The organism is Phormidium sp. FACHB-1136 (assembly GCF_014697375.1).
GTDB lineage: Bacteria > Cyanobacteriota > Cyanobacteriia > Phormidesmidales > Phormidesmidaceae > Nodosilinea.
The window spans coordinates 1-15099 of the sequence record NZ_JACJRS010000007.1; the positions used below are offsets into that span (position 1 = coordinate 1).

The 15099-nt window shown below is 58.7% G+C and carries 12 protein-coding genes; 5 read left to right on the forward strand and 7 right to left on the reverse strand.

The window, feature by feature from the left end:
* The 4 genes from H6G62_RS03570 to sppA all read right to left on the reverse strand — a co-directional run.
* The coding region (locus tag H6G62_RS03570) for a transposase family protein (RefSeq protein WP_190492743.1) at nucleotides 1–280 on the reverse strand (280 nt) is incomplete at its 3' end.
* 97 nt (nucleotides 281–377) lie between these two features.
* Complete coding sequence (locus H6G62_RS03575; protein ID WP_190492744.1) at nucleotides 378–1769, reverse strand: NAD-dependent succinate-semialdehyde dehydrogenase; 1392 nt, start codon at nucleotides 1767–1769, stop codon at nucleotides 378–380.
* Between the two features lie 465 nt (nucleotides 1770–2234).
* Nucleotides 2235–2621 carry a chorismate mutase gene (aroH, locus tag H6G62_RS03580; protein WP_190492745.1) on the reverse strand — a complete coding sequence of 129 codons (387 nt, stop codon included), beginning with the start codon at nucleotides 2619–2621 and terminating at the stop codon, nucleotides 2235–2237.
* Between the two features lie 181 nt (nucleotides 2622–2802).
* Nucleotides 2803–3669 (reverse strand): signal peptide peptidase SppA, encoded by an 867-nt coding sequence (sppA, locus tag H6G62_RS03585; protein ID WP_190492746.1) that lies wholly within the window; start codon nucleotides 3667–3669, stop codon nucleotides 2803–2805.
* 278 nt (nucleotides 3670–3947) lie between these two features.
* On the opposite strand from sppA, the gene H6G62_RS03590 reads away from it, so the two are divergent.
* The 3 genes from H6G62_RS03590 (at nucleotide 3948) to H6G62_RS03600 (ending at nucleotide 7745) form a co-directional block, all read left to right on the forward strand.
* The gene (locus H6G62_RS03590; RefSeq protein ID WP_190492747.1) at nucleotides 3948–4958 is read left to right on the forward strand and encodes a DMT family transporter; all 1011 of its coding nucleotides are present in this window, start codon (nucleotides 3948–3950) and stop codon (nucleotides 4956–4958) included.
* Nucleotides 4959–5109: 151 nt separating this feature from the next.
* The gene (locus H6G62_RS03595; protein WP_190492748.1) at nucleotides 5110–6540 is read left to right on the forward strand and encodes a peptidoglycan-binding protein; all 1431 of its coding nucleotides are present in this window, start codon (nucleotides 5110–5112) and stop codon (nucleotides 6538–6540) included.
* A 128-nt stretch (nucleotides 6541–6668) separates the two neighbouring features.
* Nucleotides 6669–7745, forward strand: coding sequence for a glycosyltransferase family 4 protein (locus H6G62_RS03600; RefSeq protein ID WP_190492749.1), 1077 nt, complete (start codon nucleotides 6669–6671; stop codon nucleotides 7743–7745).
* Here H6G62_RS03600 and cobS read toward each other — a convergent pair.
* Entirely contained in the window at nucleotides 7742–8518 is a 777-nt protein-coding gene (cobS, locus tag H6G62_RS03605) for an adenosylcobinamide-GDP ribazoletransferase (protein WP_190492750.1), read from the reverse strand. The genes H6G62_RS03600 and cobS overlap by 4 nt on opposite strands.
* A 362-nt stretch (nucleotides 8519–8880) precedes the next feature.
* Between cobS and H6G62_RS03610 the strand changes: the two genes are divergently transcribed.
* The gene (locus H6G62_RS03610) at nucleotides 8881–9336 is read left to right on the forward strand and encodes a hypothetical protein (RefSeq protein ID WP_190492751.1); all 456 of its coding nucleotides are present in this window, start codon (nucleotides 8881–8883) and stop codon (nucleotides 9334–9336) included.
* Between the two features lie 411 nt (nucleotides 9337–9747).
* On the opposite strand, the gene H6G62_RS03615 is transcribed toward H6G62_RS03610, so the two are convergent.
* The gene (locus tag H6G62_RS03615) at nucleotides 9748–10686 is read right to left on the reverse strand and encodes an alpha-E domain-containing protein (protein ID WP_190492752.1); all 939 of its coding nucleotides are present in this window, start codon (nucleotides 10684–10686) and stop codon (nucleotides 9748–9750) included.
* Between the two features lie 232 nt (nucleotides 10687–10918).
* Here H6G62_RS03615 and H6G62_RS03620 point away from each other — a divergent pair, with 232 nt between their 5' ends.
* The gene (locus tag H6G62_RS03620) at nucleotides 10919–11212 is read left to right on the forward strand and encodes a putative quinol monooxygenase (RefSeq protein WP_190492753.1); all 294 of its coding nucleotides are present in this window, start codon (nucleotides 10919–10921) and stop codon (nucleotides 11210–11212) included.
* Between the two features lie 10 nt (nucleotides 11213–11222).
* Here the strand turns inward: H6G62_RS03620 and H6G62_RS03625 are convergent, their stop codons facing one another.
* Nucleotides 11223–14510: a hypothetical protein gene (locus H6G62_RS03625; RefSeq protein WP_190492754.1), complete on the reverse strand. Its 3288-nt coding sequence runs from the start codon at nucleotides 14508–14510 to the stop codon at nucleotides 11223–11225.
* Between the last annotated feature and the right edge of the window lie 589 nt (nucleotides 14511–15099).

The following is a 15099-nucleotide window of genomic DNA, read 5'->3' on the forward strand; positions in this document are numbered from 1 at the left end:
TAGCCCAGGCATTGAACGCCTCCACCCACCCGTGGGAATCTACGGCCAACGACGTTCGGCGAAACGTAGAGTAGGACGGCATCGGTTGGGCCTCCGCTAACCCGAGACGTTCTCGCAGGTCATCGGCATACAACGCCGCAAAGTCTGCCAGGGGACGATAGCCCCGATAGCCGCACAAGAAGCCCACCACACTCACCATCAGGAGCATCCACAACGGATGACGCCGTCCCCGGAGATGGCGATGATCTGGAATTTGTTTTAATTGTTCTATGAGGGCCATGGGTTGAGGATCCGAATAACATCTCAACCCATCCTCATTTTTCTTTGCTGGTATGAAACCACCCTGCTTCTTAAGGGGGGCTAGGGGGGATCAGCCATCACTTCACCCAAACGGTTTTCGTATTGACAAACTCCAGGATGCCCTCGCGGCCCAGTTCGCGCCCATAGCCGGATCGTTTGATGCCGCCAAAGGGCAAACGCGGGTCGGATTTGACAAAGCTGTTGATGAACACCGCCCCCGCCTCTAGCTCGTTGATCAGGCGCTCCTGTTCGGTAGGATCTTGGCTCCAGCCGCTGGCTCCCAGCCCCAAAGGAGTAGAGTTGGCGATTTGGATGGCCTCGTCCAAGCTGGACACCCGGAACACCAAGGCCACGGGGCCAAAGAATTCCTCCTGATCTGCCGGAGTGCCGGAGGGAATGTGGGTCAAAATCGTGGGCGGGAACCAGTTGCCGCCTTGGAATTCGGCGGGTAGGGTGGCTTTCAAGGCCGCTACATTGCCGCCGATCAGCGCCGTTGCCCCCTGGTCTAGGCAAGCCTTCACCTGCTGCTCCAGTTCCTCGCAAATGGAGGGGGTCGCCAATGGCCCCACGGTGATGCCCTCGGCCATGGGGTCGCCCACGGTCAACGCCGCGAACTTGTCCCGCAGACCCGCTTCAAAGGCGTCAGCAATGGCTTCATGGACGAGGAACCGTTTGGCGGCAATGCAGGACTGGCCATTGTTCAACATCCGGGCGGTGGCGGCGGCGGCAATGGCTTCGTCTAAATTGGCGCTGGGCATCACCACAAAGGGATCGGTGCCCCCCAGTTCCAGCACGGTCTTTTTGATTTGCCGCCCACAGGCCGACGCCAAACTGGCTCCAGCGGGTTCGCTCCCGGTCAATGCCGCCGCTTTGATGCGGTCGTCAGCCACCAGTTTTTCAATGCGGGAGGCTCCCATCAGCAGAGTTTGGAACGCCCCCGTCGGAAAGCCCGCCTTTTGAAACACCTCCTCAATGGCCAAGGCGCACTGGGGCACATTGGAAGCGTGCTTCAGCAGCCCCACATTCCCCGCCATCAGTGCCGGAGCCGCAAAGCGAAACACCTGCCAAAAGGGGAAATTCCAGGGCATCACCGCCAGAATCGCCCCCAAGGGCTGGTAGCGTACCAAACTGCGGCTGGCGTCAGTACTAGCGGGCACATCGGCCAAAAAGGCTTCTGCGTGATCAGCGTAGAACCGACAGACCCAGGCGCTTTTTTCCACCTCGGCCACCGCTGCCGCTAGGGGCTTGCCCATTTCCAGGGTCATCAGCTTGGCGTAGGCTTGTTTGTTCGTCTCCAAAACCGTCGCCGCCCCCCGCATCCATTCGGCCCGCTGGCTGAAAGGGGTGTGGCGATAGGTCAAAAATGTTTCTGCCGCCTGGACGAGTTTGGAATCCAGGTCAACATCGCTAATTTCATCGAAAACTTGAATGGTGGCTCCGGTGGTTGGATTTGTGCTGGCAATTCCCATCCTTCGACCTCTGAAGTAGTGCGTGGTGAAGTCGGCAACCCGGCATTGAACGATTCCCCGGCAATCGGCGACCCATCGCAGCGCATCCAGACCCAAAAGACGACAGGGGAATCCCCCAAAGGCTTGGCCCCGGCAGCGCCACAGTTGGCGGGTTCTGCCTGGTAGGTTCAATGGTTAGCCGTCAACCTCTCGTGTGTCTCTCAAAAATAACTGTGCCTAAAGACACCGTTTTCCCCTATCCATCGTAGATCGGGACTTTACCAACTCGTGTTAAGCAATGATGACGGAAATTACGGAAAATCCACGAGATTTGGGCCGTTCAAAGTTTTGTATACAACCTGAGAACCCTTGCCAAGTACCCATTAGGCCCGTTGCCGCAGGGCTAACCCGGGCGATGGCCCTGGCTAAAATTAGTTCAGATCGAACGACCAAAAGCCAACGGCTCAGCCCTTTGGGTTACCTGGCCTAGGCTGAGGTAGAGGTGAGGCTGAGGTCGGGACGAAGGCTTTCGGCTCCGCGTAGGTAGGCGTGGGTGATGGCGGGGTGAACGATGGGCAACTGCACATGGAGCAGCACCCGAATGCAGTAGGGCAAGCTGCCTTCGACATACATATGTTGAACATCTAGGAGGGCCACACTATCCCAGCCCGGACGGCGACGGGCCACGGCGGCGGGGAAGATGGCGTCGAGGTCTCGCGTGACGGAAAAGGTGGCGCTGATGATGCAAGAGGGATCAAGCTGGTTGCGGGTTTCCAGGACATCCAGAAGCTCCGTTACCGCCTCTGCCATGGCTGCTTCGGTGTTCTCTGTTACGGTCACCGCTCCCCGAATTGCCCAGGTTCGCCAGTCCACGCCCTATCCTCCAGGATGTCAAAGTAAAGTCAATGTCAGTTTATTAAAGTCGCTGATTGCGCTGATTGCGCCGATGGGGCTGCGCCCCACCCACCCTAAGGGATGGAGTTGGTGCAGGCCCAGCGCTCATATTAGCGAATCTTTCTGTTCCCCATCCTACCAAGGGGCGTCCTCACTTAGGCTAGGGGCGGTAGAGCCACAGGGGTAGGCCGTTGGTGGACTGCTCAAAGGCGATCCAGTCGAGGGTGGCGCTGAGGGTGCTGGGGGCAATTCCGGCGGCAGCTAGGGCGGGGGGAATTTTCAGGGCTTGGCCTTCGCTGCTGCCAGGGAAAAACCTTCGCAGACCTCCCTTTTTCTCGCCGAGGGTGATGCATTCGGCCTTGTCGGGGTCGAGGCCCACCAGTTCGGCTGTCCAGCGGCGGGCCTCTTCTTCGCTGCCTAGGCGGTCTACCACCCCCAAGGCGAGGGCTTGTTCCCCGGTAAAAATTCGGCCATCGGCAAAGTTACGCACGGTCTCTTCGCTGAGGCGGCGGGCTTCGGCGACGGTTTTCACAAACTGGCCATAGCTCACGTCGATCAGATCTTGCAGGATGTTTTTTTCCTCGTCCGTGAGTTCTCGGTCGAAGGCCAGAATGTCTTTATACGGCCCCGACTTGATCACCTTAAACGACACCCCTATCCGTTCCAGCAGGCGTTCTAGGTTGTTGCCGCGCAAAATCACCCCAATGCTGCCCGTGATGGTACCGGGATTGGCCATGATGTGATTGGCTCCCATGCCGATGTAGACGCCCCCAGAGGCAGAGATATTGCCAAAGCTGGCGACGATTTTGACCTTTTCCTGTAAACGGCGCAGGGCGGTGTAGATTTCCTGGGAGTCGCCCACGGTGCCGCCCGGACTATCGATACGCAGTAGCAGGGCCGGAAACTTACGCTCCTCAACCATTTTTAGGGCTTCGAGCGCCCGCTTACGGGTAGCGGCACCAATCGCGCCGTTAACTTCCAGGCGGGCAATGGACTTGCGGGAACGGGGAGGAATCGGCCAAATCATAGCAGTGTAGAAGGAAGGGATGGAGGGACTGAACCCAGTCCGGAAGGTCGGAATTACGAGCCGGAAGGTCAAAAGACTACGATGTATTGTAGCTAACTTAACAATCCCCTGGGCGACGCTCTGAAAGGCTAGGAGCGGGTTACGGCATCCACCGCAGAACTGCGTTAAGCTTTGCTCCAGACACTTGGACACAATTCTACATAGTTTGTAACCCATAGTTTGTAACCAGTTGTCCAGCGCCATTTGTCCCCACTCTAAAAGATTCGCCTGATTTGCCCATGGACTCCTCCCCCTCCGCTCAGCCCGCCCCCCGCCATCCGATCCTGTTGATTGCCCCCTTCTTTCTGTGGGGCACCGCCATGGTGGCGATGAAGGGAGCCATGCCCCATACCACGCCCTTCTTCATGGCCGGAATGCGCATGGTGCCAGCGGGGCTGCTAGTGTTGCTGGTCAGTTTGTGGCTGGGGCGTCCCCAACGGCTGAGCGGCAAGGCTTGGCTGTGGATTGCCCTATTTGCCCTGGTGGATGGCACCCTGTTCCAGGGCTTTCTGGCGTCGGGGTTGCAGCGCACCGGGGCGGGGCTGGGGTCGGTGATGATCGACTCTCAACCCCTGGCGGTGGCGGTGATGGCGCGGGGGCTGTTTGGCGAACACATCGGTGCCCTGGGTTGGATTGGCCTGCTGTGGGGCATTGCGGGTATTAGCTTACTGGGTCTGCCCGATGAATGGATTTTCGCCCTCGTCCATGGCAATACCGACTGGCTGACGGCGGGCACGGCCCTAGATACTCTGCTGCAAGGGGGAGAATGGCTGATGCTGCTAGCGGCCCTCTCCATGGCCACGGGCACAATTTTAATTCGCTACATCTGTCGCCATGCCGATGCGGTGGTGGCTACGGGCTGGCACATGGTGCTGGGGGGCATTCCCCTCTTTGGTCTTTCCGCCTTCACCGAAACCCAGTCTTGGCAGGGGCTCACCGGAATGGACTGGGCCGCTATCGCCTATTCCACCCTCTTCGGCAGCGCCATCGCCTACGGTATTTTCTTTTTTCTGGCCTCCAAGGGCAACCTCACCAGCCTCAGTGCCCTCACCTTTTTAACCCCCGTGTTTGCCCTATGTTTTGGCAATCTGTTCTTGGGGGAAACGCTCTCCTTGTTACAATGGCTGGGGGTAAGCTTTACCCTGGTCAGCATCTATTTGATTAACCGCCGCGAATCCCTCACCCAGCGTCTTCGGCAGTGGCTCTTGGCCTGGGAAGCGAGTCCGACCGGCACCGCTGGATCGGATTAGGGGCTTGTTCAAAAAGCGGCACAGCAGCCAACTCAGTTGCACAGCAATGGGGCCACAATGGCTCAACTATCCCAGTCGTGGGTTAACTTAGGGTCATCTAGTTCCTTGGGGCATCTTCCTCAGTACGACGTTCCCCTAATCGCTGTTGAATATGGGCAGGGCAAAGGCCATCAAAATTCGCTGGATTAAGGGCCTGTTCTCCCTTGGGATGGGGCCTGCGGTGGTATTCGGGGGCACGGCCATAGATGCGGCCTGGGGTCAGGGTAGGGTTTTGATCCAAACCGCCCAAGCGGAGGCCCCCACCCCCGTGATCCCCCCTTCTAACCCGGTGCTCCTAGGGCCAGGGGCCAATTCTCCGGGGGTGAACCTTCTACAACAGCAGCTCACGCAGCTCGGGTTTTACTCTGGCCCCATAGACGGGAATTACAACACCGCCACCCAGGAGGCCGTGAAGGCCTTTCAAGCCAGTGCGGGGCTGACGATGACAGGCTGGCTCGATAACAACACCTGGGAGCGCATGAGTACGCCCAAGTTGTTGTCTGCCGCCACCCCCACCCCCACCCAGACGGAGGTACCCGCGCTGATTACCTCCAGTGCCCCTGTCCAACCATCGGCGGTAACCCCACCCCCCGCTGATCCATCCGGTGAAACTCCACCCGCCCCATCCCCCACGCCGGACGCCACCGATCCCGCCACCGATACGGAGACCAGCCCTAGACGACGATTCCGTCGGTTCTTGGCCTTGCCCTTGGCGGGAATCGCCCTAGTCGGGATCGGGTGGGGTATAAAGCGCCTAGGCCGTGGTACTTCAGCAGGTCAAGAGATCCCGGAGCCAGCGGTTTCCGGCACGGTTCTCGCCCCTGTTGATGGAGATGTTTATGGCGGAGGGAGGGCTGAGAATGACCATGTAGCCCACGACTCGGCGTTAGAGGCCATCCTAGATTTAGCTTCAGATTATCCATCCCCAGACCAGACCAATTTAGACCAGGTTGCCCCAGAGGACTTCCATGGGGCAAATTCGGGGGGTTTGGCCGACCGACCGACCGACTCCTTATCCCTGGCGGTGTCCCAGCGGGCAGCGGGTAATCTCTCAGCCTCCCAGCCCGAAGTGGCTCGTTTATCCCCGGTTAACATCGTCAGCACCCTAGTGGGCGAACTGAGTAGCACCGATGCCGCCGTGCGCCGACGGGCGATCTGGGAACTGGGCCAGCGGGGCAATTCCACCGCCATTCAGCCCCTAGTGAACGGCCTCATGGTGGCAGATTCCCAGGAAAAGAGCCTCATTTTTGCTGCCCTAGCAGAAATTGGGAACCGCAGCCTTCAGCCCATCCAGCGAGCCTGGGTGCTCGGTCTGCAAGACAGCAGCCCAGAGGTGCGAAAAAATGCCATCCGTGATCTCAGCCGACTCCACGATGCGCTAGGGCAGGTTCGCCCCCTGTTGATCCACGCGACCCAGGATCCCGACCCGGAGGTGCAGTCCACCGCTCAGTGGGCCTTAGGGCAGTGGGATCGTGCTATCCCCCCCTCCTTGGGCCCCTCCGCAGCAGAAAGACCTTACCCAAAAGATTCCCTGCACCCGTGAGAGCCTGAGATGAAAGCTATGGGAGTTCCTAGGTCAGTTCCTTGGGGTATCGCCTCTTTCTATGCCACCCTTGGGGCGGTTTGTCGGGTATCGTTTTCTCAGGCTGTGTTCATGGGAAGGAAGAGGCAATGTCTCGGTCTCGGCTACGTTTGTTGTTGATGTCTACCCCCGTGGGGCCATTAGGTTCGGGCTTGGGGGGTGGGGTAGAACTCAGGCTCTTAAACCTCAGCCAGGAACTACGGCGGCGCGGCCATGGGGTAACGGTGGTGGCCCCAGCGGGGTCGGTCTTGGCCGATGTGCCCGTGGTCGGTATCCCAGGCCAACCCCAGCCCACCGCCCACACCCGCGACCGGAGTGATCCCATGGTTCTCCCGCCGAACAGCGTGTTGGGAAATATGTGGGACTATGGACGACAACACCAGGGCCAGTTTGATTTAATCGTCAATTTTGCCTACGATTGGCTGCCCTTTTACCTCACCTCTTTTTTTAAGACCCCCGTGGCCCACTTCGTCACCATGGGTTCCCTCAGTGACGCTCTAGATGACGCAGTACAGCAGGTGGCAGATCGGTTTCCGGGTCGCCTAGGAGCCTCCACCCGCGCCCAGGTAGAGACCTTTGGCTGTGGCGATGCCTTTACGTTACTCAGCAGTGCCATCAACCTAGATCGCTACCAGTTTTGTCCCACCCCTGGCGAGGCGCTGGCTTGGTCAGGGCGCATTTCGCCAGAAAAGGGGCTGGAGGATGCCCTGGCGGCGGCGGAGATTGCCCAGGTTCCCCTCAAGATTCTGGGCAAGCTAGAGGACGAAGCCTATTGGCAGCACCTATGTCAGCGGTTTCCCCAGGCCGAAGCCAGCTATCTTGGCTTTTTGTCCACCCACGATCTTCAGACCGTCCTAGGCCAGTGCCGCGCCCTCGTGATGACTCACCGCTGGGTAGAAGCCTTTGGCAACGTGGCCATTGAGGCGCTAGCCTGCAGGGTGCCTGTGATCACCTATGACCGGGGTGGCCCCGCCGAAATTGTGCAGCCAGGATCCACGGGCTGGCTCGTTCCCCCCGACGATGTTGCCGCCCTCGCCGCCGCCATCCAGCGCATCGATGACCTGGATCGATCCGCCTGTCGCCGTCAGGCCGAGGCCGAATACTCCCTCCCCGCCCTAGGGGATCGCTTTGAAGCTTGGTTTAATCGCATTCTCCACCGCTCTTAAAGGAGTTTCGCTAACACCGCCGCCCAGATCAGCACCAGCACCTCCGTCCATTCCACCGTGGCTCCGTAGGTATCTCCGGTGTGGCCCCCCAATCGACGCTGGAACCAAGCCCCCACCAGGATGGCCAACGCCAACCCCCCACCCCAGACCCCCAACGCCAAGGCCATCTGATCAGGCCAGAGCCAACCCCACAGCGCCCCCGTCAGCAGACTTGCCCCCAGCCCACCTAGCAACGCCCAGGGTAGCCGTAGGTGAGGCTTATGGAAGGCTCCCTTTCCGGTGGCCTTGAGGTAGGGATAGCGGGCGATGGCCACCACCTGGCCCCACCGTCCCCACAGGGCCGCGAGGAGAATCCCCCCCGGACGCCCCACCGTTAACTCCGCCAGGGCCAGGGTTTTGAGCCCCAGAATGGCGATGGCCACCATCACCCCAAAGGCTCCACTGTGGCTATCGGCCATCACCGCCAGTCGCCGATCACGATCCTGCACCGCGAGACCATCGGCGGTATCCATCGCGCCATCCAAGTGCAGTCCCCCCGTCAGCCCCAGCCACAGCCCCACCACCAGGGCACTGCGGAACAAGGCCGTCAAACCCAATGTCTCTAGAGCCCAGTCCACCCCAGCCAGCCCCACGCCCAACCCCACGCCGACCCACGGAGCCAACGCCGCAATGCCCTCAAACTGCGGCACCCACCCACGAGGCAGGGGCAAGATGGTGTAGAACAAAATCGCCCCGCCCAACTGTGCCCACAGACGGGCTAGGGCCGTGGCCATTGAGCAAAACCAAGGCGACAAGGGCAACACTCCAATAGGACGGGGTGACCTAATAACGGGATGATCTACAACCGGGTGGCCAAGGATCCCCAACCACCCAAACCAGGGCACCCGATCCGCGATCCCCCGCCCTGGTATGACGAAATATTTCAGTACCACGATGGCCGTGCGGATCGTCTACCAGAATTCGCCTGGGATGCGGCTTTAGCCCCAGATTACCGCTTCCTGGCTCCAGGAAACGCCAGATTAGAACTGATCAGGACAGATCATTCCTAGGAATATCGAGTATCGTGGATGTAGAGCGTCGGGAGCAACCATTACTCGACCTGCTCCACGGATTGCCGTAGCGTGGTTAAAAATCTATGAATCACGAGCGTGTTAGAGACCTAGGCACCCTCGCACCCTGTCTAGTAGACACGGGCATGGTTGTGAATAAGGCGGATATGCTTAGGTTGCTGCAAGATCTTGGCCAAGTCAGCTATAGCCACCTGGAAGATGGCCTTGTCCTCTCCGCTGACCAAGGGCTGATCATGGAAGTCTTTGCCGATCCCCAGCAGGCCACGCTCGTCGCCAACCATACGCTCTACATCAACGTTCACAGCTTTGACTACCTCGAAATGGGGAAAACCAACGGCGATCAAAGCCATTTTGACCTTGTTCAGGACAACCGACGGCTGCGCCTAGTGCCCTTGTCCGACCCCATGAAGGATCATATGACCCGCACCGTCAACACCGCCGCCCTGGAAGCCATGGTGGCCGATGCGCTCTCAGCCAGTTGGGACGCCTGCCTAGACGACGACCGCAACTTTTTTGACTAATGTGAAACCCGATTTGTTTCCCTAACTCGTTTCCTAGGGTTTGCCTAGAAATTTAAGCGAACGGTGAAATGAAATCGTCCTCCCCAGAATCTTGATTGGCAATGCGGTTAGATTGTACCGAAGGTTTCAAAAAACGGATCACTTTTTTGCCGTTATTTTTGAACTGACATTTTTGACCTGATAGTTGAAGATGATCCACCTTGAGCCAGACGACCCGCCGTTGGATCTGGGATCTCTTATCCTAAATCCGGCTGGCTTACCCACGGTATCAGCGGACGAGGAGACCTCTGGCTTATTTGATGACACGCCCTATAGCAGTTTCCTAGTGGACGAGGTACGCCTCAATAAGCTCAACAGCCTGATAACAAGGGGCTTAAGCCCCTTGCCTGTACTTCGCTGGCATGAGAACCGCTAGAGGGCGAAGAAGTCAGCAAAAATTTTCTCGCCTACCTCATTGAGGCGCACTTCCAGGTTATCCAAGAATTCGTGGAGACCCTGTTGAGTAATTTCGTCGATGGTGAGATAGTCCAGCTCTGAACGCAGCCGACCTAGGGCACGGTCGCTATCGGTGCGCCAAGTGCCGGGGGGGGTGCCCGAAATTTCGTGGAGCGACCGCTCGGCCTGGAGCAGACAAAACAGGATGGATCGGGGAAATTCGCGGTTCAAAATCAGAAATTCCGTCACCCCACGGGGGGTAATGCGATACTGGCGCTTGCGATACATTTCGTAGGCGCTAGCGGACTTGAGCAGGGCAATCCATTGCAGGTCATCGAGGGAAGACCCCACATCGGTGACGGCGGGCAGCAGAATGTAATACTTCACATCGAGGATGCGCCCGGTTTTGTCGGCCCGCTCTAGCAATCGCCCCAACTGACCAAAGTGCCAACCTTCGGTGTGGGCCATGGTGGCCTCCATCACCCCGGCAAACAGGTGGCTGGCCATTTTCACCTGCGGAAAAAAGTGGTGCAGTTCTGAGATCAGCCCCCCATCGGCGGCTTCCGTCACCATCAGGTAAAAGTCGTTCACCTGCTCCCACATTTCCGAAGAAATCACCTCCCGCACCGAGCGAGCATTTTCTCGCGCCGACCGCAAACAGGAAATAATCGAGTTGGGATATTCCCGATCAAAGGTAAGAAATTTGAGGATATTCTCCGCCGTAGCCTCACCGTAGCGCTGCCGAAAGAACTCCTGATCCCCCGTGGTAATCACAATCGGCTCCCACTGCTGCTCCATACCGACGGGGGCATCCAACAGCAAATTTAGGTTCACATCCACGAAACGGGCCACATTTTCCGCCCGCTCCACGTAGCGGTTCATCCAGTAGATGGAATCGGCAACTCGACTGAGCATGGGCAGCAATCACCAGAACGCAGCAGCTTGACCATGGGGATCGATGCAGGGAAAGCCCCCGGCTAGCCTTCAGTATAGGGGCAGATCGGGCGGTGGCAATAGGGCATGGGATTGGGTTTTGGAGAAGGGCACTGGCAAGAGTTGCCCAGGCATGACCAAGACACCACCATGTTCTATTTTTCTAGCCACCCTCCATAATGACGATGACCCAGCAATACTAAGGACAACCACGATGATCGGTGTACGCACCATTACCACAGTCATGGCGAAGGACGGCCAGGAATCTGCCCTCAAAGCCCTAATGCTTGAGGTAGCGGAACTGGCTCGTCAAGAGCCTGGGTGTTTGCGCTACGACCTCTGGCAGGGCCACGCCAATCCTGCCGAGTTCACGGCCATTGGTGAATGGCAAGACGAGATAGCCTTCCAAACCTACTACCGATCCGCCTACCTAGAGGAACTAATGCGGGAAATTCCCGACATCATCGCCCATCCCCTGGATGTGCAGTGGTACGTTCCCGTGGGATAACCCCTAGGATCTAAAATAAGCCTGCCTCTAGGCGTTGGGCTTCTTCCAGTTTGTGTTGCAATCGGTCGCGGCCCGCTGGGGAATGATCGATGGGCACGGTTTCCAACAGGGCCGGAAAGGTGAGACCACCCCAGTCAGCGGAGAGGTAGCAGGAGACCTCTGCCCGCTGGAGCCAGACCCGTTGGCTGGGTTCGTGCCAGATGAACTGACTGCTGGGGCCAAGGGCAATGGCGGCGAGGGTGGGTTGGCTGGGGCAAGCGAGGGCGTCTGGCCCATGAAAGGAAGGGGCGAGGTAGCCGGGAAGGGGGACAGGCTGGAAGGGCACTCGGTAGTCGTGGGCCTGCACCCCTAGGCGAGTGGCCTCCACGGCAATACCCTCCACGCCAACGGCAAACAGCAAATGGTGCCTAAACTCGGCACTGGGAAAGCCCACCGAACGCAGGGCCGAGGGCAGATCATCGCGGTTCACCCCCGCCGCCAGCATCGCCCCTGTCAGCATCAACCGCTGAAAACCGGGCACGTCCCATTCGTCAATCAGTCGATGGGCGCGGGCTTCGGCATAGATCGCCGCCAGGGCTTGGGCACGGGGGGCGGCAGCGACATCAACGGCTAGGAGTTCCTGCACATTCAGAGTTTCCTGGGCATAGGCGCGGAGGGTGGCGGGAGCCCCCCCATAGACGGAAATATCGGGAGCTTCCCGGAGGTAAATAGCTAAACTGCGACGAAAGGCGATGTAGCGCGGATCGTAGGGGTCGGCGGGGGCCAGGGCTTGGTCTAAAATGTCGGCCAGTTGAGCTTGGAAGCCAATCGCCTGCTTGATAGTAGCGCTAACACTGATGTCCTCGTCGCTCTGCACCATGGCGGCATAGAGCGCCTCCTGGAGGACGGCTCCGGCGGTGGCTGCTTGGTGGTAATCCTGGACAAGGGCCAGGGCGTCCTCGGCTTGGGGTGCCAGAGGCGGAAGTTGCTGACCCAGCCAGTCCCAAAAGGCTGGACTGAGGCCGTAGTCGCGCAGGAGGGCAAACACCAGGGAATCGGCGGGCGTGGTTTGGCCTTCCCCCCGCAACCATTCCTTCAGCAGGGCGCGGGCATTGGTATAGGCGGCTGGTAGAGAGTAGCCCGCCTTTTCACTGCGTGACACCAACACCGATAAAATATTGCCGCCATTCAGGTGGGCTGCTGCCGAGGGCGTTAGGGTTTCGCCAAGACCCAAATCTCCGGTGGCGATGCCTTCGGCCAGAGCCAGGGCGAGGGGGCGAGGGTGCTGGGTAGCTAAGGCGCGAAGCTGATCGGTGAGGGCGGTGCGGAGGGTCTGCTTTTGGCGTTCATTGTCAACGATGCGTTCCGCCAGGGTGCGCACCTCCGGGCTATAGATGCCCTGGCTGGGAAACTGCACAATGCCGAGGGCGAGGGCAATGGCCCCTTCTTCGGCTCCGTAGGTAACGTTGGGCAATTTTGAGAGCACTTCCGGTGTACTGGCCAAGCGACGGCTGTCTAACTGTGTACTTTGCTCCAAATGTTTCACCACCCCAAACCGCAGCCATTGCCCCAATGGCCCTGTTTGGGCAAAGAAGGGCCGCAACACCATTTGCTTCATAGACAAATCCTGTTCGTCTTGCCAGAACGACCCCACAGTACCTGCCCCGCTGGTGATGGGGGTGGCCTGGGGAGTGCGCAGTAGCGGGTCATGGAGGGTACGCAGGGAGTGATCCAGCATCCACAGGGCCTCGCCCGGATCTAGCCCTGCCGCTCGACTGGACTCAATATAGATGGGCAGGAAATAGTCTAAAAAGAAGCGGTCGGTGTCAAAGCGTTGCCCCCGTCGAAAGTCTTCCAGCTTTCCCTTTTCCAAATCCGCTGCAATGGCAGTGACATACGGCCCCGTCTGCAAAAACCAGAAAAACTTGCGATCCAGCCCTGGGGAAAGGGTCGTGGCAAACCTAGCCCTAGCCCTGTTGTAGGCCGACTCCGACAGGGGCGGAACCACGGTACCATCCCGCAGGGTAAACCAAGCCCCATTGCCGCGAAAGTTGTAGCTAGCCCCCTCAATTAAGGAAATCCGCCGCCGCAGGGGCAGCCCCTGCATGGCCATACCCACTGCCGTTGCGATGAAGTTTGGATCCAGGGGCAGGGCCAAGGATCCCGCTGGAGGGTCGCCCGTCGTCCACAGTTCGAGGGCTGGGTCTTGCCATGGCCCCGTTAGGCGCAGGGCACCCTCAAAGGTTTGGCCCGGAGCCAGGGGCAGCGGTTGGCCGATCAACTGTTCTAGGGCGGCACTGTCGATAGTCGGCACCTGTGCCACTAAGTCGTAGCCCGTGGCCACTCCCGCCGTCCCATCCACCGAGAGGGACAACTCCCCCAGTTGCAGCTTAGTATCGTGGAGGGTGACTTGCTGCCCCTGAAACCAGAGGGTGCTACGCCAGTTCAGCGGTTCGGCCACCTGCCCCAGTTGCCCCTGGCCCGCCTGGGCAATCACCATCCCCTGCACTTCCAAATGCTTCATATCCGGCTGGTTTTGCACCGTTAGTGGCAGGGTAACGGCTAGATTACCGTTCAGCACCCCCGTTTTCAGGGTGAAGGGGGCAGGCAGGAGCCAGTTGGTGCCCGTCATCGGCAAATTTGCCCCCCTAGCCGTCAGGGACAGCCGCCGATGCCCCCGGCCATCAGCGGGATGAACACCGCCAGACAGTTCAACATAACCAGGGCCATGCTGTCCCGACAGATCCACAGCCAAGGGCTGATTTCCCCCAAACTCCCCCGCCTGTACCGCACCGTTAAGTCCCTCAAACACCAAGGGCGGATGGGCCATATCGGGCATCTGGCTGCTTACGGTCAGGCGACCATCCTCTACGCGCAGGGACGATACCCGCTGGGCGAGACTTGACGTTTCCCCTCTGTTCTGCACCGTCCATTCAGCCCATCCTTGCCGAGATAGGGTTGGCCATGCCCCATCCTGCCGCTGCACCACCGCCACTTGGGGCCGCACCAGCGTGACTGTCACCTGGGGCCATTGCCCCCGCCGTCCGGCTTGGCCATCAATACCCAAAATGATTCCGTCAATGACCACCGAAGAGGGATCGCGATCCGTGGGAGGAAGATGAACCTGGCCCCAATGCAACCCACGCTGGGAAATGCGTCGCACCCCAGCCAACTCCACAGGTCGTTGCAGTCGATCCGCCAGCCGTTGCTCTGTTTTAGACCGCAGATTTTCCAGTAGCCAAGATCCACCCACAATTCCCGACGCCAGCACCACAAGACCCAGCCACCCAGCCACGGTTTTAGTTCGCCGTGATCGCATTCGCTCCCAAAATCTAGGAGGGCTAGATCTTTTTGGTACTCTTGAACTATTTGTTTTTCGGGAGTCTGCTACCACCTGAGAGGGCGATGTCTGGTGGCTTGAAGGGGCCAAAGAATCGGTGGAGTCAGTCGGCTTAGGCATTATCGACGAGGCTGTTAAGTGGTGAAGTTCAGATTCTCTTAAGGACTTTTTGATGTCCTTTTCGTAATATTCTTATGCTAATTTGAAGGGTATTGATAATAATGGTAGTTGTAAACCGTATCAAAGTGGCAATGTTGACATTGTGGTCGCTAACTGGCAATTAGCTCACAGAGGAATGACACTTAGATTCACTCCTCTCGTCACAGGTCTTTTCGCCGATCTCCCTGAGGCAGACATCTATCCATTCCTGTCTCAAGGAAGGCGTCTCATCGGTTTTAGTATCGGCAATCATACCCGCTACATCTGGTCAGCGCTGCCGAACCTTGCGTAGCGACTATTGTATGGTTCCGTGCGTTCCTATGGTCGATTCCAACCATCTACTTCGCAAGATTCTTGGTCGGTCTTGCAAAAAAATGATGCGTTGTTTGTCGCGTAATTCTTGAAAAGG